Raw genomic sequence first — 22838 nt, forward strand, 5'->3', positions numbered from 1 at the left:
CAAAAGGAATTAAATGTAATAGTATAACGTTACATTATTTTGTTGATTACTGCTATGTCTTTAGAAAAGAATATTGAACGTTTACAGTCGATTGATGCATTGCGCGGTTTGGTGATCATCATTATGTTGCTCGACCATGTAAGAGAAACTTTCTATTTACATAAACAGGTTACCGACCCAATGGACGTAACAGTAACAGAACCGGCTTTATTTGGCAGTCGATTATTGGCCCATATTTGTGCTCCGGTTTTTGTACTTTTAACCGGTATTTCTGCTTTTTTATTTCAGTCAAAAAAACAAGATTTACAGCAAACACGTGCTTTTTTATTAAAGCGTGGCTTATTTTTAATTGTGTTAGAGCTTACCCTTGTGAACTTTGCATGGACGGCAACTTTTCCGCCTGAAGTCATTTACTTACAGGTGATCTGGGCGATTGGTATTAGCATGGTGGTGCTGGCTTGTTGTGTAAGTTTGCCTTTGCCTGTTCTTGCAGGTGTAGCGTTGGTGATTATTTTTGGGCACAACTTTCTAGATTCTGTGCACTTCTCACAAGGCATCCTACAGAATATATGGTTCGTTTTACACGAACGTGGTTGGATTGAGATTGCAGGTATCAAGCTTCGTACAAGTTATCCGGTTTTACCTTGGATTGGTGTGATTTTATTAGGCTACGTTTTAGGTCAGTTCTTTAGTTCAAAATATACAGCAAAGCAAAGAAGCCGCGCTTTACTCAGCCTTGGTTTAGTAAGTATCGGGTTATTTGTTTTACTGCGTTTTATCAATGCCTATGGTGACCAGCCGTGGCAACATTTTGAGTCATTACAACTGAGTCTCATGAGCTTTTTTAACCTCACCAAGTATCCACCGTCTTTATTATTTATTTTGCTAAATGTTGGAATTGGTTTGCTTGTGCTCGTTGCTTTTGAACATATGCAGCAATATTCATTTCTAAAACCATTGGTCGTGTTTGGTTCGGTACCTATGTTCTTTTATTTATTGCACTTATATGTGTTGAAACTGATGTATGTGTTGGCACTCAGTGTGTGGGGGGCTAACTACGGAAACTATTTGTCGGTCAACCATGTATGGATGTTGTGGCTAATTACGATTGTACTGTCTTTTGCACTCTATCCAGCGGTTAAATGGTTCTCGAAATTTAAACATCAAAATAAACATATTTCGATTTTAAAATATTTCTAATTTCTAAAATGTGGGTAAAGCGAGTTCAATAATGCTCGCTTTACTTGCTTACATCTAAATACAGAGTTTCTTTCACTTCTTCCATGACCACATAACTGTGTGAAGATGCCGAAGCTGGGAGTTTCTTTAATAGATCTCCTAACAAGCGACGATATGCACTCATTTCTTTTAAACGCGCTTTTACAAGGTAGTCAAATTCACCTGAAATGAGGTGACATTCGAGCACTTCAGGAATCTCAACTAAGTCTCTAGCCACCTGATCAAATACATCGCCAGATTTGGCAGATAACTTAATTTCTAAAAAGACAAGCAGGTTACGGTCAACGTAGGCGGGGTTTAGCCGTGCGTAATAACCCATGATAATGCCATCGCGCTCAAGGCGCTTTACACGCTCTGAACAAGGGGTGGTAGATAGGTTGACTCTTGATGCCAATTCACTAATCGCAATTCGTCCTTCACGCTGCAAAATATCCAGAATCATGCGATCTATACGATCTAAGGGGCGCATAGATATTTCCTCTTTTTTTAAAATTCTCGCGAGAAAAACATAAATTTACCTAGATTATAGCCTGAAAAACAGTGAAATAAACTATTGAAGCAGAAATATACTAGTGAAATAAACTGGTGTGCGTGAGGGAATGGAAATGCGCGTAATTGTACTAGGTAGCGGCGTTATTGGAGTGGCAAGTGCCTATTATCTGGCTCGACAAGGAGCCGAGGTTACTGTTCTCGATCGCCAGTCAGGTCCTGCTGAAGAAACAAGTTTTGGTAATGCAGGTCAAATTTCGCCTGGGTATTCGACCCCTTGGGCAGCACCAGGAATTCCTTTTAAAGCTGTGAAATGGATGTTTCAACATCATGCACCGCTTGCGATTAATTTAGATGGCAGCATGTGGCAATTACAGTGGATGGCGCAAATGCTGAAAAACTGTAATCCACAAAGTTATGCTGTGAACAAAGAACGTATGATGCGTGTGGCTGAATACAGCCGTGATTGCTTACGTGAACTCAGAAAAGATACGGGTATTCACTACGAAAACCGCGCCAAAGGTACTTTGCAGCTATTCCGTAAAGAAGCACAAATGGAAGCGGTTCAACGCGACATTAGCGTGCTTGAAGAGTGCGGCGTAAGCTACGAATTATTAAATGGCAACGAACTTGGTCGTGTAGAACCAGCTTTGGCCAATGCACAAGATAAACTTGTGGGTGGTTTACACTTACCAAATGATGAAACAGGCGACTGCTATTTATTTACCAATGCTTTAGCTCAAATTGCTAAAGAGCTAGGCGTTAATTTCCAGTTTAATCAGAACGTAGAAAAATTGATTGTCGAAGGCGATCAAATTAAAGGCGTACAGGTAAATGGCAAGGTTTTAACTGCAGATCGTTATGTTCTAGCGTTTGGTAGCTATTCACGTGATTTCTTGAAACCGCTTGATCTACAGTTACCTGTATATCCTGTAAAAGGTTACTCGTTGACGATTCCTATTGTCGATCCTGCTTTTGCTCCACAATCTACCGTGTTGGATGAAACTTACAAAATCGCGATTACTCGTTTTGACCAACGTATTCGCGTAGGTGGTATGGCTGAGCTAAGTGGATTCAATTTAGGTCTAAACGAAGACCGCCGTGCAACCTTGCAAATGGTGACTCAAGACTTGTTCCCGGGTGGTGATATGGAACAAGCATCTTTTTGGACAGGTTTACGTCCAATGACACCAGACAGTACTCCAATTATTGGTGCGACTCGCTTTAAAAATCTGTTCTTGAATACAGGTCATGGCACTTTAGGTTGGACCATGGCGTGCGGTTCAGGAAAATTAATCAGTGACATCGTATTGAATCATAAGACTGATATCAGTACCGATGGCCTTTCAATTCAGCGTTATTCACACGCGCATGCTGCATAACGGACGTTAGGAAAGTAATCATGCCTCGTCCTATTACCGCAGTGATCCACCGCCAAGCCTTACAAAATAACTTGGCGGTGGTACGCAAGGCTATGCCAAACAGTAAGGTCTTTGCCGTTGTAAAAGCCAATGCTTATGGACATGGAATTGAACGTGTTTATGAAGCGTTTAAAGCAGCAGATGGCTTTGCCTTACTGGATCTTGAAGAAGCAAAACGAATTCGTGCTCTAGGCTGGACAGGTCCAATTTTATTGCTTGAAGGAGTTTTTTCTCCTCAAGATTTATTTGATTGTGTGCAGTATCAACTTAGTTTCACCATTCATAGTGAAGCGCAAATTGAGTGGGTAGAACAGCATCCTTATCCTGCTCAATTTGATGTTTTCTTGAAAATGAACAGTGGTATGAACCGTCTTGGTTTTAAACCACAAAACTATGTTCAGGCTTGGGAACGTTTAAATAACTTGGCAAATGTGTCCAAGATTACGCACATGACGCATTTTTCAGATGCAGATGCCGATCGTTTTGGGCAGCAAGGCATTGATTATCAAATTACTGCCTTTGAAGAAATTGTGAGGGATTTACCGGGTGAAAGATCGGTAAGTAATAGCGCGGCAATTCTGCGCTATCAAGACCAGCTCAAATCAGATTATGCACGTAGCGGCATCATGCTTTATGGCAGCTCGCCAGATTACCCGACGCATAGTATTGCGGATTGGGGCTTACAACCGACTATGAGCTTACGCAGCGAAATTATTGCCGTTCAGCATTTAGAACCGAATGAAAGCGTAGGTTATGGCTCAAACTTTGTCGCAGAGCAGCCCATGACGATTGGGATTGTGGCTTGCGGCTATGCCGATGGTTATCAGCGTATTTCACCAACAGGTACTCCAGTTTTAGTGGACTCAGTACGCACGCGTACAGTTGGCCGCGTCAGTATGGATATGTTGGCAGTCGATTTAACGGGTATTGAGAGTGCCAAAGTTGGTAGTGAAGTGGTGCTCTGGGGTCAGTCAAGTACAGGCGTCGTTCTACCTATTGACGATGTTGCAGTTTCATCCGGTACGGTGGGTTATGAACTGATGTGTGCCGTCACCGCCCGTGTTCAATTTATTAATCAGGTATAAGGAAATCCGAATGTCTAATTCAGATATACAAAAGATTAACACTAACGAAGTCATGAGCGCCGTGACTGTTTTTAACAAAGTGGTTTATTTGTCAGGTCAGGTGCCTAAAAATACCGAGCAAGACGTGGCAGGACAAACCCGTGAAATTCTTGCAACAATTGATGAACTTTTGGCATTAGCCAATACCGATAAATCTCGCTTGCTCTCTGCGCAGCTCTATTTGAAAAATCTTTCTGACTTTTCAACCGTAAATGCAATTTGGGTTGACTGGTTAAAAGGGTGTGTTGCTCCATCGCGTGCCACAATTCAGGCCGATTTGGTCAATCCAGATTGGTTAATTGAAATTGCCGTGACGGCAGCACAAAAGTAATTCGGCTTTACTCCAAAAACGATGATGTATCTAACAGAAGGAAGATAGATACGGTTTAACCAGTCGTTTTTTGGTGAACAGATTCAGTGACCTATGGCATACGGTTCAATTTTCGCCATAGGTTGCTGATCTTAACAAAGGAATTCAAAAAGGAATTTTAATATGACAACGGCTCGTCATTCAGATACGGAAAATTCTCCCGATCATCTGCAACGAAAACTGTCTAACCGTCATTTACAACTGATTGCTATTGGCGGTGCAATTGGAACTGGCCTATTTATGGGCTCAGGTAAAACCATCTCCCTCGCAGGTCCTTCAATTCTCTTTATTTATATGATTATTGGAGGCATATTCTTTTTCTTAATGCGTGCAATGGGTGAACTACTCCTTGCAAATCTGCATTACAAATCTTTTGTTGATATGGCTCATGACCTGATTGGTCCTTGGGCTGGTTATTATTTGGGTTGGACCTATTGGTTAGGTTGGGTACTGGTGGGTATTGCGGACCTTTCAGCAGTTATTAACTATTTGAGCTTCTGGCTACCCGATGGTGCAAGCTTCTCACCAATACAGCAGGCCATGATTAGTGCAGGCTGTGTGTTGTTTGTGATGGGTCTTAACCTCCTTACAGTACGACTATTTGGTGAAATTGAATTCTGGTTTGCCCTTATTAAGATTCTGGCAATTATTGGCCTGATCGGTGTGGGTGGCTATATGATTTTCAGCCATTTTCAAGCTCCGCAAGGCGCTGTTGCCAGCATTAGTAATGTCTGGTCACATGGTGGTTTATTCCCGAAAGGTACAGAAGGCTTCTTGGCAGGATTCCAGATTGCCGTTTTTGCGTTTGTCGGGGTTGAGTTGGTTGGTACAACAGCTGCTGAAACGAAAGACCCGCAGAAGAACTTACCGAAAGCAATTAACGCGATTCCTGTACGTATTATTTTGTTCTATGTATTGGCGTTATTTATTGTGATGTCGGTAACACCGTGGGATCACATTCGTGCAGATAAAAGCCCGTTTGTTGAGTTATTCTTAAATGCGGGTATTCCGGTTTCTGCGATCATCATGAACTTGGTGGTGCTGTCTTCGGTCATGTCTTCAATGAACAGCGGTGTGTTTTCAACCAGTCGTATGCTGTTCGGTTTATCAAAAGACGGTCAGGCACCGGGAGCATTTGGACGTTTATCAAAACGCGCAGTCCCTTCAAATGGTTTGATTTTCTCTTGTACTTTCATTATGGGCGGGGCAGTGCTTCAGTACTTTGTTCCAAACACAATGGAGGCATTTACATTAGCAAGTTCACTCTGTGTGATTCTATTCATTAGTGTCTGGAGTCTCATTATGGTGTGCTATTTACGCTATCGTAAATTACGTCCTGAATTACATGAAAAATCTACATTCAAAATGCCGGGCGGCATTTGGATGAGTTATGTTGTTTTGGCATTCATGCTTTTCACTTTGGTGATCTTGGCATTAGAGCCTGATACCTTAAAAGCGCTATATGTCAGTCCAGTATGGTTGATCATTTTAGGTGTGACTTATCATGTGCTGTATAAACCGCGCATGAAAAGACTAGGACGTGAACTCGTCAACGACCATTAAGTTTTATTAAAAAGCCAATCGAACATGATTGGCTTTTTTTATTTTCTTTAGGTTTTTTATCGGAATAATATTGTTTATTTTTGAGTCATCAGTGCAGTTTTGGAGGGGGTGGTAAAGCGACATCGAACAATATCGCATGCTACACTTCGGCTCATCTGGTGAATTGAGATTGGATAATTAAAATTGCCGTGAAGGCAGTACATAAATAATGCAATTTAAAAAAATAGGGATAAAAGATAGATCAATTAAGGAAAAAATATACTTGAACATCTTGTCCCGATGTATAGACTCAGCAACCCACGATATACGGTTCGTTTTCTCCCTATATGTTGCTGATTGAAATTAAGCAAATATAAAAAGGACTTCTAATATGACAATGGTTCATCATTCAGATGAGGCAAGTTCCCCTGATCATTTACAACGGAAATTAAGTAATCGCCATTTACAGCTTATTGCAATTGGCGGTGCAATCGGTACCGGTCTATTTATGGGCTCGGGCAAAACCATCTCCCTCGCAGGTCCTTCGATTCTCGTTATTTACATGTTAATTGGCGGTATGTTCTTTTTCCTTATGCGTGCATTAGGTGAATTACTGCTTGCTAATTTACATTACAAGTCATTTGTTGATATGGCATATGACTTAATCGGCCCATGGGCTGGCTATTATATTGGCTGGACCTATTGGCTAGGCTGGGTATTGGTCGGTATTGCCGATCTATCAGCAGTTATTAATTATTTAAGTTTCTGGTTGCCCGAGGGTGCCAGTTTCTCACCAATGCAACAGGCCATGATTAGTGCGGGCTGCGTACTATTCGTTTTAGGACTTAATTTGCTTACGGTCAAGTTGTTTGGTGAAGTAGAATTCTGGTTCGCGCTCATTAAGATTTTGGCAATTATTGGCTTAATTGGTGTGGGTGGCTACATGATTCTCACTCATTTCCAAGCTCCTCATGGTGACGTTGTCAGCATCAGTAATGTCTGGTCGCATGGTGGTCTGTTTCCAAAAGGTGTAAGTGGATTTTTAGCCGGATTCCAGATTGCAGTGTTTGCCTTTATTGGTGTTGAGTTGATTGGTACCACAGCGGCTGAAACGAAAGATCCGCAAACTAACTTACCAAAAGCAATTAACGCGATTCCGGTACGTATTATTCTGTTTTATGTGCTGGCACTTTTTGTCGTGATGTCAGTGACGCCTTGGAATCATATCCGTGCAGATAAAAGCCCGTTTGTTGAATTGTTCTTAAATGCAGGTATTCCGATTTCAGCAATTATCATGAACTTGGTTGTGCTGTCTTCGGTCATGTCTTCGATGAACAGTGGCGTGTTTTCAACGAGCCGTATGTTGTTTGGTTTATCAAAAGATGGTCAGGCACCGAGTGTCTTGGGACGTTTATCAAAACGTGCTGTACCGTCAAATGGCTTAATCTTCTCATGTATTTTCATTATGGGCGGAGCGGTGCTTCAGTACTTTGTTCCAAACACAATGGAAGCATTTACTTTGGCAAGTTCGCTCTGTGTGATTTTATTCATTAGCGTGTGGATTTTAATCATGGCGTGTTATTTACGTTATCGTAAAATTCGCCCAGAGTTACATGCAGCATCTACCTTCAAAATGCCGGGCGGTGTGTTGATGGCTTATGCCGTTATTGCATTCTTCTTGTTTACCTTGGTGATTTTGGCATTAGAGCCAGATACCTTAAAAGCGTTATACGTTAGCCCAGTATGGTTAGTAGTTTTAAGTGTGACCTATTATGCGTTCTATAAGCCGCGTATGAGAAAATTAGGTCAAGAAATCTTTTAATTAACCTGTCTCGATTTACCAGAAAGCCAATCATATGATTGGCTTTTTATTTATTATTTAATCAACCAGTAAATGTTGGTATTTATCGGCTTGTTTACGCAAGTAATCCCAAACCAGTTTAATGCGCGGCTCATGTTGTAAATCAACAAAGGTCAGCATCCAGAAGGTATGGGTAAAACGAACTTGTTGTTCTAACACCTCTTCAAGCTCAGGCTTATCATCTGCCAAAAACTTGGGCAAAATTGCAAGACCTGCGCCTGCGCTGACCGCAATTTGTTGCGCCAAAATGCTGCTACTGCGAAAGTTCGCGTTAAGTTTTAAAGGTAAGCGTTCTAGACAATATAGCTCGGGGCTATACACCAGATCATCAATATAGTTCACAAAGCGGTGCTGGGTTAAATCTTCCAGACGGCGAATTGGTGGGTTTTGCGCTAGATAGTTTTGGCTACCATAAATTTTTAAACAGTAATCAGATAAGCGCGTAATGATATAAGGCCCTGAGGTTGGGCGTTCAATCGATACCACAATATCTGCCTCACGGTGCGAGAGCTTAATCATTTTTGGTACGGGTATCAGGTCGATGGTAAGCAGAGGATACTGGATGGAGAACTCAGCCAGTAAGCGGGCTAAAAATGCAGTTCCAAAACCCTCAGGTGTGCCAATTCGCACACGACCTTGCAAAGGTTGATGTGGTTTTTCAATTTGTAAGAAAGCTTGTTCCATTTGTTCAACTCGAGGGACAAGTGCCATCCCTTCGAGAGTTAACTCATAGCCCGTTGCTTCACGCTTAAATAGCGTGGTACCCAAAGCAAGTTCTAGAGCCTGAATCCGTCTAGCCACCGTACTGTGCTCGACACCGATAATACGTGCAGCATTGGTTAGAGTTTTAGTGCGTGCTAAAACCAGAAAAAACTGTAGATGATCCCAATCCACTTTCATTTTTGTTATTGTCCCTGTGCATATTTGCACAACAATCGTGCATGAATTTGCGTTGGTGGTCAAAGATTTCTTTGTTAGTCTCAAATAAAACCTGAATAAAGAAAATACATAGAAAAGTATTTTCTAATAACTGAACACAATAAAAATATGACCTACGGAGAGGTTATGAACACAATCCAGAAAATCGAATTGGACACCGCTAAATTACTTATTAACGGACAGTTTATCGAATCTAAAACACAAGAATGGCAAGACATTGTTAATCCTGCAACTCAGGAAGTGATTGGCCGCGTGCCTTTTGCAACGGTTGAAGAAGTCGACGCTGCTATTCAGGCTGCACAAGATGCTTTTGCTTCGTGGCGCCAGACTCCAATTCAGGCACGTATGCGCATCATGCTCAAGCTACAAGACTTGATCCGTGCCAACATGAAAGACATTGCACAAGTATTGACGGCTGAACAAGGTAAAACCTTGGCAGATGCCGAAGGTGATATTCAACGTGGTCTAGAAGTGGTTGAACATGCCTGCTCAGTTGGTACTTTACAAATGGGTGAATATGTTGAAGGTGTAGCACGTGGTGTAGATACGTATACCTTGCAACAACCTTTGGGTGTTTGTGCGGGTATTACGCCGTTTAATTTCCCAGCCATGATCCCGCTTTGGATGTTCCCAATGGCAATCGTGTGCGGCAATACTTTTGTCTTAAAACCATCAGAACAAGATCCATTATCGACCATGATGTTGGTTGAGCTTGCGATTCAAGCAGGTATTCCGGCAGGTGTGCTGAACGTTGTGCATGGCGGTAAAGAAGTGGTTGACCGTTTATGTACGCATAAAGACATTAAAGCGATTTCATTTGTAGGTTCAACAGCGGTTGGAACACATGTTTATAACCTTGCAGGGCAGCATGGCAAACGTGTGCAAGCCATGATGGGTGCAAAAAACCATGTAGTTGTGATGCCGGATGCCAATAAGGAACAAACCTTAAACGCTTTAGTAGGTGCAGCATTCGGTGCAGCGGGACAACGTTGTATGGCATTGTCGGTTGCAGTGATGGTTGGTGACAGTAAACAGTGGATTCAAGAGTTAGTTGAAAAAGCCAAAACTCTAAAAGTAAATGCAGGTCATGAACCAAATACTGACATTGGTCCAGTGATTTCAAAACGTGCCAAAGCGCGTGTAATTGACTTGATTAATAGCGGTGTTGAGCAAGGTGCAGAGTTACTACTCGATGGTCGCAATGTTCAAGTACAAGGTTATGAGTCAGGTAACTTTGTGGGTGCCACGATTTTTAGTGGCGTAAATACCGACATGCGTATTTATAAAGAAGAAATCTTTGGCCCGGTACTTTCAATTATTTGTGTCGATACACTCGATGAAGCGATTGCTTTGATCAATGCCAATCCATTTGGTAACGGTGTAGGTCTATTCACACAAAGCGGTGCCATTGCACGTACTTTCCAAAACCTCATCGATATTGGCCAAGTCGGTATCAATATTCCAATTCCTGTACCAGTGCCTTTCTTTAGTTTTACCGGCTCAAGAGGCTCAAAACTAGGTGATTTAGGACCATACGGCAAACAGGCTGTGCAGTTCTATACCCAAACCAAAACGATTACCAGTCGCTGGTTTGAAGATAGCCATGAAGTTGGCGGTGTAAATACAACCATTAGTTTACGTTAAGGGGATCACGGATGAATATCGCCTTTATCGGTCTAGGTAATATGGGCGGCAGAATGGCCCAAAACCTACTAAAAGCCGGACTCAAAGTTTATGGTTACGACCTCAGTGAAGTTGCTATTCAGCACTTCGCCGAGGCAGGTGGTGTGGTCTGCGACAGCCCACAGAATGCAGCTAAACAAGCAGATGTGGTCATTACCATGTTGCCTGCGGCGAAGCATGTTAAAGAGGTTTACTTGGGTGAAAATGGTGTCTTGGAAGTGCTAAAAGCAGGTAGCTTATGCATTGATAGCAGCACCATTGACCCGCAAACCATTAAAGACATTGCTGCTGTTGCACAGAGTAAAAATATTAAAATTTGTGATGCACCAGTTTCTGGTGGAACCATTGGTGCTCAAGCAGGAACCTTAACCTTCATGGTTGGTGCTGATGAACAAACCTTTAATGAGGTGAAACCTGTGCTCAGCCACATGGGCAAAAATATTGTTCACTGTGGTGATGTCGGTGCAGGTCAAATTGCCAAAATCTGCAACAACCTGATTTTAGGAATTTCAATGGCTGCGGTGGCCGAAGGCATGGCACTCGGTGTGAAGTTAGGCATCGACCCACAAGCATTGGCAGGTGTAATTAATACTTCAAGTGGCCGTTGCTGGAGTTCGGATGTATGTAACCCATGGCCACATATTAATGAAAATGCGCCCGCATCTCGAGGCTATCAAGACGGTTTTGCGACACAGCTAATGCTAAAAGATTTAGGACTCGCTGTAGAAGCCGCAGGCCAAGTGAAACAGCCGGTTTTGTTAGGTGGTATGGTGCAACAGCTTTATCAGCAAATGTGTATGCGTGGTAATGCTCATCTCGATTTCTCGAGCATTATTCAACAATACCTGCCACAAGAGGCATAACGGTAAAGCCAAAGGATGGCTTTAAACGAATAAATCAAACCCTGTCGTGAATAACAACAAATCCGGACTGAGGGAAAAGATATGATGGATTATCAAAATGCTGTACAGGCTTTCGATTTGGAAAGCACTGCTAAACAGATGTTGTCAGGTTCACTCGATGCACTGAACGCATGTTATGAATGTTGTGATAGACATGCAGATGGCGACAAGATCGCGCTGTACTGGCAAGGAAAAGACGGTCGCAAAGAACAATATACCTTCCGTGAACTAAAAGAATGGTCGAGTCAGTTTGCTAACTTTTTAAAATCACAAGGTGTAAAAGCGGGTGACCGTATTTCAGGCTTATTGCCAAGAACACCTGAACTGATTGTGACTATTTTGGCGGCTTGGAGAATTGGTGCGGTGTATCAACCCCTATTTACTGCCTTTGGTCCCAAAGCGATTGAGCACCGTATTCAACTTGCTCAAAGTAAGCTAGTGGTGACCGATATGGGCAACCGTAGCAAGCTCGACGAAATTGAAAAGTGCCCTGCAATTATGACAGTGGCTGATGCACAAGGTACTCCGCTTAAAGCAGGTGATTTTAATTTCTGGAATGAAGTGAAGCAGCAGTCTGATCAATGTGATCTAGTCATGCGCAGCATCCAAGATCCTTTCTTGCTTATGTTTACGTCTGGCACTACAGGACCAGCGAAACCATTGGAAGTGCCACTAAAAGCATTGATTGCTTTTGGTCGATATATGCAAGATGCCATTGGTTTAACCGAAGAGGATTCATTCTGGAATATTGCAGATCCGGGTTGGGCGTATGGGTTGTACTATGCGATTACTGGACCGTTATTTTTAGGCCATGCCACTTTGTTCTATGAAGGCGGTTTTAGTACCGATAGTCTATGCCAAATTGTGAAAGATTATAAAGTTAACAACTTGGCAGGTGCACCAACCGCTTACCGCATGATGATGGCAGCTGACCCAGCACAAATGGCGCCGTTAAAAGGACAATTCCGTGTGGTGAGTAGTGCAGGAGAGCCGCTAAATCCAGAAGTAATTCGTTGGTTTAAACAGGTCCTTGATGCTCCAATTTATGACCACTATGGGCAAACTGAAGTGGGCATGGTGGTGTGTAATCATCATGGTTTAAAACATGAAATTCATGCTGGTTCAGCAGGTTTTCCAAGTCCGGGCTATCGTGTTGCGATTGTTAATGAACAAGGTGAAGAACTTCCGCCAGACACACCGGGAATTTTAGCAGTCGACATTAGCCAATCTCCAATGATGTGGTTTGGTGGCTATAAAGAAAGTCGTAAATCACCTTTCATCGGTCATTACTACTTAACGGGTGATACTGCCGAGCTACATGCCGATGGCAGTATGAGCTTTGTCGGCCGTAGCGATGATGTGATCACCACATCGGGTTATCGTATTGGACCTTTCGATGTAGAAAGCGCACTACTTGAACACGACGCTGTGATTGAAGCCGCAGTAATAGGCGTGCCTGATCCGGATCGCACTGAAGTGGTTAAGGCTTTTGTAATTTTAGCTGCGGGCATACAACCTTCAGATGCGCTTGCTGAAGAACTCAGCCAGTTTGTTAAAAGACGACTTTCTGCTCATGCTTACCCACGATTAGTTGAATTTGTGAGTGAATTACCTAAAACTCCAAGTGGCAAAATTCAGCGCTTTTTATTGCGTAATCAAGAAATTGCTAAACAACAAGCTAAAGCAGGGTAAAGGAAATAATAATGCAATTTACCGAAGAACAATTACTCATTCGTGATATGGCGAAAAGTTTCGCCCAAGAACAAATCAAGCCTAATGCCAGTGATTGGGATCGAGATGGAACTTTTCCAAAAGAAACTCTGACTCAAATGGGACAACTCGGTTTTATGGGAATGCTTGTTTCAGAGGAATGGGGTGGTTCAGACACGGGTAACTTAGCCTATGTACTGGCACTCGAGGAAGTTGCAGCAGCGGATGGTGCAACCTCGACCATTATGAGTGTACATAACTCGGTTGGTTGTGTGCCTATTTTAAAATTTGGGACTGACGAGCAAAAAGAGCGCTTTTTAAAACCTTTGGCACAAGGTGAAATGATTGGAGCTTTTGCCTTAACCGAACCGCATACTGGCTCAGATGCAGCAGCCATCAAGACCCGTGCGGTAAAAGATGGTGACGATTACATTTTAAATGGTGCCAAGCAATTTATTACCTCGGGTAATAATGCCGGCGTCATTATCGTGTTTGCTGTGACCGATCCGAGCGCAGGTAAAAAGGGCATTAGTGCCTTTTTAGTTCCTCGCGAGACACCGGGTTATGAAGTGATTCGCGTTGAAGAAAAACTGGGTCTGCATGCTTCAGATACCTGCCAAATTGCGCTGACAGATGTACGCATCCATAAAAGTCTCATGCTGGGTAAAGAAGGTGAAGGCCTGAAAATTGCTCTCGCCAATTTAGAAGGTGGACGTATTGGTATTGCTGCACAAGCAGTCGGTCTAGCACGTGCGGCGCTCGAAGAAGCAACTCGCTATGCCAAAGAGCGTATTACTTTTGGAAAACCAATTTTTGAGCATCAAACCATCGCATTTCGTCTTGCTAGCATGGCAACAGAAATCGAAGCAGCGAGACAACTGGTTCACTACGCTGCACGTCTCAAAGAAGCAGGTCAACCGTGTCTCAACGAAGCCTCAATGGCCAAGCTATTTGCTTCAGAAATGACGGAACGTGTGTGCTCGAGTGCGCTACAAGTGTTTGGTGGTTATGGCTATCTCAGAGACTTTCCAATTGAACGTATTTATCGTGATGCGCGTATTTGTCAAATTTACGAAGGCACCAGTGATATTCAACGTTTAGTGATTGCACGTAGTCTATAAAATCAGAACAAGGAATAAATAATGCAGTGGCAAAGTATTTTATTAGAAAAGCGTAATGGGGTTGGATTGATTACATTAAATCGCCCTCAAGCGCTCAATGCCTTAAATAGTGAATTAATTAGCGAAATTAATCAGGCATTAGATCAACTCGAAAAAGATCGCGAAATTGGCTGCATCGTATTAGCCGGCTCAGAAAAAGCTTTTGCCGCAGGGGCCGACATTAAAGAAATGGCCGATTTGGCATTTCCCGATATTTATTTAGATGACTTTTTTCATCTTGCAGACCGTATTGCACAGCGCCGTAAACCTTTAATTGCTGCGGTGAGTGGCTATGCATTGGGTGGTGGCTGTGAATTAGCACTCATGTGTGACTTTATTTATTGTGCTGATAACGCCAAGTTTGGTTTACCCGAAGTCACTTTAGGGGTAATTCCGGGTATTGGTGGGACACAACGATTAACCCATGCCATTGGTAAAGCTAAAGCAATGGAAATGTGCCTTACCGCTCGTCAAATGGGCGCAGTAGAGGCAGAACAAAGTGGTTTGGTTGCACGTGTGTTTAGTAAAGAAGAATTACTTGAACAAACTTTACAAGCCGCTGAAAAAATCGCAGCACGGTCTTTAACTGCAAACGTGATGCTCAAAGAAACCATTAACCGAGCTTTTGAGGTGAATCTCACCGAAGGTTTACGTTTTGAACGTCGCATGTTCCACTCCATTTTTGCAACTACGGACCAAAAAGAAGGCATGCAGGCATTTGTTGAAAAACGGCAGGCAAATTTTAAAAATCAGTAAGAGATCAATAAAATGAATACAGAAAATCACTTAATGATTGAGCGACAAGGTAAGCTTGGCGTGATCACCTTAGATCGTGTGACTCATCTTAATGCATTGTCGTTAGATATGATTGAAGGAATTGGCGCCCAATTGGAGTTGTGGCGAAATGATGCTGCTGTTCAGGCGATCTTAATCAAATCAAATAGCCCAAAAGCCTTCTGTGCAGGTGGCGATATTCGCTATCTCTACGACAGTTATAAAAATGGCACAGCCGATTACAAAGGCTACTTTAGTGCCGAATATAAAATGCTCAATACACTGCGCGAATATGAAAAGCCAATCATCGTTGTGCTTGATGGCTATGTATTAGGTGGTGGTTTTGGCTTGGCTCAGGCGTGTCACATTGTGGTAAGCAGTGAAAAGTCCAGATTTGCCATGCCTGAAACAGCGATTGGTTTTTTCCCGGACGTTGGCGCAACTCATTTCCTGTCTCGCCTTGATGATATTGGCGTTTATATGGCAATTACGGGTGAGCAGATCAGCAGTAGTGATGCGCTCTATCTCGACTTAATTGACTACCATGTGCCAAGCGAGCAGTTACAAGCTTTACAAGACGCTCTCGTCGAAGCGCCAAGCTTAAGCAAAGAGGGAATTGAACACATCATTACCCGATTTATTACTCGTCCTGCCGAAAGTGAGCTCAAACAGTTGGCAGAAGGTATCCGTAAACACTTCGGATATCAGCATTTAGATGAGATCGAACAAAGCCTTGAAAATGAAAAGGATGAGAGCTTAAAGACTTGGGCGAGTAAAATGCTTAGTATTTTGCAGCAGCGTTCATTTATTGCCAAACAAACCAGCTTGAAACTGCAACATTTAGGCCGTGGACTTTCACTACAGCAGTGTATGCAGCTTGAGCGTGACTTACAGGATATCTGGTTTGAGCATGGTGACTTTATTGAGGGCGTTCGTGCGCTCATTGTTGATAAAGATAGACAACCACGGTGGCAAGAACGTAATCCTGAGCTGGAACAAATTTTAGAAAAACTAAGCTAAACCATTTTTCAAACATATAAAAAGCTTAAGGAGATCAAGCGAGACCTGAACATGCTTATGGTCAGGACAGATCATAAGCATAAAAAGACAAAACAAGAAAATCTAAAAAGGACATTACGATGCAAACAATACATGGAAACGGTTCACATCCTAAAAAGTCGTCACATCGATTAGCAGGCATCTCTAGCATGGTCGGCACCACGATTGAGTGGTATGACTTTTTTGTTTATGGTGCAGCAGCAGCCCTCATTTTTAACAAGTTATTTTTCCCAAATCTGGACCCACTTACAGGTGTGCTTGCAGCATTTGCAACCTATGCTGTTGGGTTTATTGGGCGGCCTTTAGGTGGTTTAGTCTTTGGCCATTTCGGTGACAAGATTGGCCGTAAGTCAATGTTGTTGCTAACGCTGATGCTCATGGGAATTCCAACCGTATTGATTGGCCTATTACCGACTTACGAATCAATTGGATATTGGGCTGCAATTGGTTTGGTGATCTTGCGATTTATTCAAGGTATGGCCATGGGCGGTGAGTGGGGCGGTGCCGTGCTTATGGCAGTAGAACATGCACCTGAAGGTGGTAAAGGGTTCTGGGGAAGTTTACCTCAAGCCAGTACCGGTGGGGGCTTAATGCTCGCCTCAATCGCACTAGGACTGGTGTCATTATTACCTGAGCAAGCATTGTTTAGCTGGGGCTGGCGATTACCATTTCTTGCCAGCATTATTTTACTGGCAGTGGGTTGGTATATTCGTGTAAAAGTGCCTGAGTCACCAGACTTTGAGAAAGTAAAACAACAGTCCGAAGAAGTCAAAGTTCCGGCCTTTCAGGTTTTTAAAAACCATCCAAAACAACTTATCACTATTATTTTGGCGAGAGCTGCTGAAAATGCATGGTTCTATATTGCTTCAACCTTTACGTTAGCTTACACCACCACACAATTAGGTATTCCACGACAAGACATTTTATTTGCCACTATTTGCGGTGCAGCCGTGATTTTATTTATGACACCGTTATGCGGACATTTGTCCGATAAAGTCGGTCAACGCAATATGTTTATGTTTGGTCTATGTGTATTGGCACTTTATTCTTATCCATTTTTTAGCATGCTCAATACCAAAGATCCGGTACTGGTCTGGACGGCAATTGTTTTGGCAATTGGTGTGGTGTTCCCGATTATGTATGCGCCACAAGCTCAGCTTTTTGCTCGTCAATTTCCTGCTGAAATTCGTTATAGCGGTATTTCGATTTCGGTACAGTTGGCAGGTGTTTTGGGTGGTGGTTTAGCTCCTATGATTGCCACTAAACTGCTCAGTATTGGGCAAGGCAATCCATATTTAATTATGTTTTATATCGGAAGTATGGCTGTAGTTGCGATTATATCGACATCATTTATGCCGCGTGATTGGAGCTATAAAAAGGATGAGACTTATTATAAGAAAGCAAACCTAAATCTAAAAACCAAGATTGATTGATATGCACTCATCTTGCTCGGTCATATGTATAGATTGCTATGTAAAAATTAGGACTCATGCCCCATGGATAGGCATGAGTCTTATATAAGAAATTAGATATCAATCAAGCATGCAAACATCGAATATCCATCAATCGTCATTGGTGGACCTGCACGATGGGCACGAAAACCCGCAGCACGTAATAAACGTTCTACTCCAAGAGGAGAAGTCGTAATGAGTTGTTTTGCGCCTTGTTCTCTTGCAAAGTTGATTGCTTCTTGCAGAATTGCAATTGAGACAGGTGATGACACAGCCTGACTGCTAGAGGAAGGCGGATTTGAAAAATCTACGGCTGAAAACCTTGATAATTCCCAAATTTCTGGTGAGCAGGGAATAGGCATTCCATTGAGAAGTTGGGGAAATATTTCCCCGAGTAAATAGGGTTGTGTGGTGGGTAGTAATCTGGCACAACCAATGATATTAGATTCTCTGTCTTGAGCCACGACATAAGCTGTATCGACTTTATCAAATTGATCTAGTTCTTCATTGTTTGGACAGTTCAACTCCCAACCCAAATATTCAACAAATACCCTGTAGCGGTAACTTTTAAATTTGGTATATAGGCCTTCTGAAAAATTGTTTTGAAATCCAGCAATAATATTCATTACAAGTGCTTCCACTTATTTTTCAAGTGACTTTACTGAACAGCTGGAAAGGCGGTAACTGTAAGAATTTACAGGTTTCTAAGAGAAGGTTTGAGTTAATGAAGACTCGGTTAAGGACGTATTGATTTGGGCATAAATAAACGGTTCCCAGAACAAAGTATCTATTTTTTTCTCGAGTAATGTTTCATTAATATCAAATCCGATATCCATACCAGATACATCAACAATCATGATATTGCTTCGAGGTAACCCCACTCGTTTTACGGTAGTGATGCCATTATTCTCAATGAGTTCCCAATCCCATCCGGTACTTATAGCTGGAGTTTGTGAAGTTGCCCATTCAGTAAAACCATAATAGAAAATTTGAGACGCTTCAGTATGTCTAGATTCAACGGTAGAGATGATGTGTTGGAGAGGATAACTCATGAGTTGGTTTTCATTCATTCGAATAAAACCATCTATTGAGATAGAGAAATGAGGGGGTATGCTAACCATGCTACCTGCTTAAGTACCCTAAATTAAGATTTAATGAATAAATAACATAAATTTTTGCCAATAAAATACTGTTATATTTAACAGGTTAACTGTAATTTGTTAGCACATCTTTAAGCTCTTCTTATTAGAGAAATTTTCGGGTAAAAAGTTATTTTTTTTAAAGAGACTCCTTCGTTGGAGCTTATTAGATAGTCAATATTGCTACTACTCAAATAATAATTACAAGTATAGGGATTTCTACAGTAATTGATTGGTTTTTAAAATATTATAATTATTTTTAGTTTTTATATATAAAAAATAAGAAAATTGGAGATATCGAATAATTGATAGACAATATTATTTAATTAAATTAATAAAAGCATACTATAAAGATTAAGTGGTCGACCTCTTTATAAATTAAAAAAATATATATTTTGGAATAAAATGCATCGTGTAAATTTTAATTTTTAAAGCATAATCTGCGCATGAAATATAACAACCTTGAAAGCTTTCAGACATCTAGTTTATCTGAATAATTTGCAACCATTTCGGGCTTAAAAGTGTTGTTAATTGGATGATGAATTCAAAATCTTTAATTGAGAGCTCTAATAGAAGAGTAGGCACCGAAAATATATTTAGCAACTTCAGAATCTTTTAGATTTTTGAAGGACTTTATTGAAATTACGGTAAAAGATTAGACCTACACTTCAATTTGATTGCTTGGATTCACAATATGCAACCGAATAAAAAATAGTCTGTGAATGGAGTCTAATGAGAGCAAATGGAAAGTTGGCAAGAGGATTTATTATCAGCATTTTTGGTGGTAAAAAATGAATACCAGTTGTTTGAGATCGTTAAATCTACCGCATCAAGGCTCGGATTTGACTATTGCGCTTATGGTATGCAATCACCCTTATCTATTGCTGAACCAAAAACGATTATGTTGAATAATTATCCAGAAGCATGGCAGAAACGTTATGTGGAACGGCAATATGTGAAGATAGATCCAACTGTGCAGCATTGTATGGTATCACTTCAACCTCTTGTTTGGTCGAGTCAATCTGCAAAGACACAGGCAGAAAAAGATTTTTGGGAGGAAGCGCGTTCTTATGGTTTAAATGTCGGTTGGGCTCAGTCAAGCCGTGATTTTATTGGGACCCGAGGAATGCTAACACTGGCAAGATCCAACGACCAGTTATCAGAAAAAGAGCAAAAAGCACAATATACGAATATGTACTGGTTAACTCAAACAGTGCATTCCAGCATTGCTAAAATAGTAAATGATGTAGAGTTTGCTAAATTCAATCTTTATTTAACGAACAGGGAAAAAGAGGCATTACGTTGGACTGCCGAAGGCAAAACGTCAGCAGAAATAGCTCAGATTCTTGGGGTAACTGAAAGAACCGTAAATTTCCATCTCAGTAATTCCATGCAAAAGTTAAATGTAAATAATAAAATTTCAGCAGCTATTCGAGCTGTAATGCTAGGGCTTTTGTAGAGAGTATAAATAACACAGGACTTTAATATTAAAATTAAAAGAAATAAATAATTTTAAGTTTTATATGATTGATTTAAGTTAATTAAATATTTTAGATTTAAGGAAATATAATAAGTATATCTCAATATTAAAATAAAATTTTTTATTTATGTTTATGCTGTATTCTTAAATATTTATTTTTTATATGTGCCTATATAAATATAATAGTTTGATTTTTAATCTATATTTTTTTATAAATTTTTGAAAATATTTACTCTATAGTTAAAAGTAATAAAAAAGAAACTGTTTAAGAGTAAAAACCTTCAAAATCTTGGCTTGTGCGTATCTAAATTAAGAATAGGTGGGACGCTAATTTTAAATAATGATAAGAAATTGAAAATATATAACTGAACAAAAAATGATTCATATAAAGGATTTAGCTTCTTAATTTTCGATAAGAGACCACTAACCTGTAAACACTTACAGGTGTAATAAATAACACTCACACATAAAATATAATGTGAATTTATATTTTAAATAAAAAGTATATTTATTCTTTATTAAGAAACCTAGCAAGAAATGTCGTTTCTGAATTAGCAGATTTTAAAGGTTAATTATAATTAATCGGAGTAAGTTATGGCTGTAATGTGTACGGATAATATCATTGCAACTTTGGAATCCCACGCAAAATTAAATGGAAATAAGATCGCTTTTGAGTATTTGGGACGCCAGTCTGGTGGTATTCAATCTCTGACATATGCAGATTTGAATGAGCGAGTTCAACATCAAGCCCAAATATTAATGAGTATTGTAGACAGTGGTGACCGTGCCGTATTGCTGTTCGAACCTGGGTTGGACTTTATCGTATCGTTCTTTGCCTGTCTGAAAGCTAAAATTATTGCAGTACCAGTCAGCTTACCGTTTAACCGTAATGGTTTTTCTAATATTTTGAATATTATGAATGACTGTGAGCCTAAGATTGTACTCACGACAAAAAAGATTCTTGAGCTCGCAGGTCTTATCACACTAAAAGCTCAAAATGAAAATTTGATATTACATGCTGTTGATGCCGAATTGCAGCGTGACTTGGTGGAAAAAGATTTTCCGCTTATTACTGAAAAAGATATCTGCTTCCTTCAATATACCTCAGGCTCAACAGGCTGGCCTAAAGGCGTAATTGTTACTCATAAAAATATTATGGCCAATGAAGTCATGATTGCCGAAGCTTTTGGTACACAACCAGAAGATGTTGGCCTGACGTGGCTGCCTGTTTACCACGATATGGGGTTGATTGGCTCGGTTTTGCAAACCGTATATGTGGGACTGACTTGTTATGTCATGTCGCCGCTGGACTTCATTCGAAAACCTCTTAAATGGCTACAATTTATTAGTGAAAAAGGCGTCACGATTAGTGGTGGACCAAACTTTGCCTATGAATTGTGCCTACATCGCATCACTGATGAGGAGGCTGCAGCGCTTGATCTAAGCCGTGTGCGTGTGCTGTTTAATGGTGCCGAGCCGATCAAGGCCCATGTTATGCAACGCTTCATGGAGAAGTTCAATACACAATCAAGGCTCCGACTTGATACTTTCTTGCCATGTTATGGCTTGGCAGAAGTGACGCTCTTAGTCAGTGGCGTAACTGGCCCTCTCAATGCAATTTCACTTGATCGTGACAAGTTAAATGCCCATTTGGTACAGACCAGCCAAGATCAGACAGCCGTGCAAGTAGTGAGTTGTGGCAAGATCTCGAAACATATTGATTGTCGTATCGTTAATCCTCATACCCGTAAAGAGGTAGCGGCTCATGAAGTCGGTGAAATCTGGCTAGCAGGTGAGAGTGTCACTGCAGGTTACTGGCAAAAGCCGGAAGTTAATCGGGAAACCTTTGAAGCAACGATCCTTGATGAGGCGGGACAACCTAGCCAAGTACACTACTTAAGAACGGGTGATATGGGCTTTATCAAAAACGGAGACCTTTATATAACCGGCCGCCTTAAGGATGTGATTATCATTCGTGGCAAAAACTATTATCCGCAAGATATCGAATGCTCTGTTGAGATGGCACATCCTGCTGTTCGTAAAGGTTGTGTTGCGGCAGTGAACTTTGCTGATTCTGAAGGGGTTACGGTTGTACTTGAGATTAAGAAAAAGTCCTTAGATAAAACACTTAATTTTGAAACCATCAGAACTCAAGTTAAAGAACAAGTGGCGGCTGATATTGGCTTGCCTGTAGACGGTGTCTATTTACTGCACCAAGGCCGAATAAATAAGACCACTAGCGGCAAAATTAGAAGAAGAAAAATTAAAGAGCAGATCGAACGCGGTCAACTGGTCTGTTTAACCCATCCAAACCGTAGAACGGTGATTGCTCGAAACTATGTCAAGAACGGCTTAGACGTCATCCGTGATCGTGAGCAGCGGGGGCAGCTGATTCGTTATAGCTCCAATCTACTCAACTCAATGATCAAGGAACGTGAAGTACGCACGCTGATTTTTAATCGTCTGAAAAGTGCTTTGTTTTAACCCTTATCTTT

The 22838-nt window shown here is 41.2% G+C and carries 19 protein-coding genes; 15 read left to right on the plus strand and 4 right to left on the minus strand.

Annotated elements, in window-relative coordinates; genetic code table 11:
• Nucleotides 1-54: 54 nt before the first annotated feature.
• Nucleotides 55-1200 (plus strand): DUF1624 domain-containing protein, encoded by a 1146-nt coding sequence (locus EG365_RS08640; protein WP_000051106.1) that lies wholly within the window; start codon nt 55-57, stop codon nt 1198-1200.
• Between the two features lie 40 nt (nt 1201-1240).
• On the opposite strand, the gene EG365_RS08645 is transcribed toward EG365_RS08640, so the two are convergent.
• Nucleotides 1241-1708 carry an Lrp/AsnC ligand binding domain-containing protein gene (locus EG365_RS08645; protein WP_001247568.1) on the minus strand — a complete coding sequence of 156 codons (468 nt, stop codon included), beginning with the start codon at nt 1706-1708 and terminating at the stop codon, nt 1241-1243.
• Between the two features lie 136 nt (nt 1709-1844).
• Here EG365_RS08645 and EG365_RS08650 point away from each other — a divergent pair, with 136 nt between their 5' ends.
• The 5 genes from EG365_RS08650 (at nt 1845) to EG365_RS08670 (ending at nt 8007) form a co-directional block, all read left to right on the plus strand.
• The gene (locus EG365_RS08650) at nt 1845-3110 is read left to right on the plus strand and encodes a D-amino acid dehydrogenase (protein ID WP_001263981.1); all 1266 of its coding nucleotides are present in this window, start codon (nt 1845-1847) and stop codon (nt 3108-3110) included.
• A 20-nt stretch (nt 3111-3130) separates the two neighbouring features.
• Nucleotides 3131-4234: an alanine racemase gene (alr, locus tag EG365_RS08655; RefSeq protein ID WP_001137879.1), complete on the plus strand. Its 1104-nt coding sequence runs from the start codon at nt 3131-3133 to the stop codon at nt 4232-4234.
• 10 nt (nt 4235-4244) lie between these two features.
• The gene (locus EG365_RS08660; RefSeq protein WP_000071347.1) at nt 4245-4604 is read left to right on the plus strand and encodes a RidA family protein; all 360 of its coding nucleotides are present in this window, start codon (nt 4245-4247) and stop codon (nt 4602-4604) included.
• A gap of 162 nt (nt 4605-4766) precedes the next feature.
• Nucleotides 4767-6206 carry an amino acid permease gene (locus EG365_RS08665; RefSeq protein WP_000205431.1) on the plus strand — a complete coding sequence of 480 codons (1440 nt, stop codon included), beginning with the start codon at nt 4767-4769 and terminating at the stop codon, nt 6204-6206.
• A 370-nt stretch (nt 6207-6576) separates the two neighbouring features.
• On the plus strand, nt 6577-8007 hold the full coding sequence (locus tag EG365_RS08670) for an amino acid permease (protein ID WP_000178999.1): 1431 nt from the start codon (nt 6577-6579) through the stop codon (nt 8005-8007).
• Between the two features lie 57 nt (nt 8008-8064).
• On the opposite strand, the gene EG365_RS08675 is transcribed toward EG365_RS08670, so the two are convergent.
• Nucleotides 8065-8946: a LysR family transcriptional regulator gene (locus tag EG365_RS08675; RefSeq protein ID WP_000861801.1), complete on the minus strand. Its 882-nt coding sequence runs from the start codon at nt 8944-8946 to the stop codon at nt 8065-8067.
• 165 nt (nt 8947-9111) lie between these two features.
• Here EG365_RS08675 and EG365_RS08680 point away from each other — a divergent pair, with 165 nt between their 5' ends.
• The 7 genes from EG365_RS08680 (at nt 9112) to EG365_RS08710 (ending at nt 17706) form a co-directional block, all read left to right on the plus strand.
• A complete protein-coding gene (locus EG365_RS08680) occupies nt 9112-10629 on the plus strand; it encodes a CoA-acylating methylmalonate-semialdehyde dehydrogenase (RefSeq protein ID WP_001092383.1) in 1518 nt (505 codons plus the stop codon).
• Between the two features lie 11 nt (nt 10630-10640).
• The gene (gene mmsB, locus EG365_RS08685; RefSeq protein WP_001017308.1) at nt 10641-11531 is read left to right on the plus strand and encodes a 3-hydroxyisobutyrate dehydrogenase; all 891 of its coding nucleotides are present in this window, start codon (nt 10641-10643) and stop codon (nt 11529-11531) included.
• An 81-nt stretch (nt 11532-11612) separates the two neighbouring features.
• Nucleotides 11613-13262, plus strand: coding sequence for an AMP-binding protein (locus EG365_RS08690; protein WP_000969579.1), 1650 nt, complete (start codon nt 11613-11615; stop codon nt 13260-13262).
• Between the two features lie 11 nt (nt 13263-13273).
• Nucleotides 13274-14401 (plus strand): acyl-CoA dehydrogenase family protein, encoded by a 1128-nt coding sequence (locus EG365_RS08695; protein ID WP_001160766.1) that lies wholly within the window; start codon nt 13274-13276, stop codon nt 14399-14401.
• Between the two features lie 21 nt (nt 14402-14422).
• Complete coding sequence (locus EG365_RS08700; protein WP_001198686.1) at nt 14423-15196, plus strand: enoyl-CoA hydratase; 774 nt, start codon at nt 14423-14425, stop codon at nt 15194-15196.
• A gap of 12 nt (nt 15197-15208) precedes the next feature.
• Nucleotides 15209-16234: an enoyl-CoA hydratase/isomerase family protein gene (locus tag EG365_RS08705; protein WP_001091042.1), complete on the plus strand. Its 1026-nt coding sequence runs from the start codon at nt 15209-15211 to the stop codon at nt 16232-16234.
• Nucleotides 16235-16353: 119 nt separating this feature from the next.
• Complete coding sequence (locus tag EG365_RS08710; protein ID WP_001193289.1) at nt 16354-17706, plus strand: MFS transporter; 1353 nt, start codon at nt 16354-16356, stop codon at nt 17704-17706.
• A gap of 92 nt (nt 17707-17798) precedes the next feature.
• Here the strand turns inward: EG365_RS08710 and abaI are convergent, their stop codons facing one another.
• Nucleotides 17799-18365 carry an acyl-homoserine-lactone synthase AbaI gene (abaI, locus tag EG365_RS08715; RefSeq protein WP_002023245.1) on the minus strand — a complete coding sequence of 189 codons (567 nt, stop codon included), beginning with the start codon at nt 18363-18365 and terminating at the stop codon, nt 17799-17801.
• A gap of 63 nt (nt 18366-18428) precedes the next feature.
• The gene (locus tag EG365_RS08720; protein ID WP_000253656.1) at nt 18429-18845 is read right to left on the minus strand and encodes a DUF4902 domain-containing protein; all 417 of its coding nucleotides are present in this window, start codon (nt 18843-18845) and stop codon (nt 18429-18431) included.
• Between the two features lie 760 nt (nt 18846-19605).
• Here EG365_RS08720 and abaR point away from each other — a divergent pair.
• Nucleotides 19606-20322 (plus strand): LuxR family transcriptional regulator AbaR, encoded by a 717-nt coding sequence (gene abaR, locus EG365_RS08725; protein ID WP_000446790.1) that lies wholly within the window; start codon nt 19606-19608, stop codon nt 20320-20322.
• 615 nt (nt 20323-20937) lie between these two features.
• Nucleotides 20938-22827, plus strand: a complete 1890-nt coding sequence (locus tag EG365_RS08730) for a fatty acyl-AMP ligase (RefSeq protein ID WP_000279942.1) — start codon at nt 20938-20940, stop codon at nt 22825-22827.
• Nucleotides 22828-22838 lie beyond the last annotated feature (11 nt).

It is taken from the genome of Acinetobacter sp. FDAARGOS_494, from assembly GCF_003812225.1.
GTDB classification, from domain to species: domain Bacteria; phylum Pseudomonadota; class Gammaproteobacteria; order Pseudomonadales; family Moraxellaceae; genus Acinetobacter; species Acinetobacter baumannii.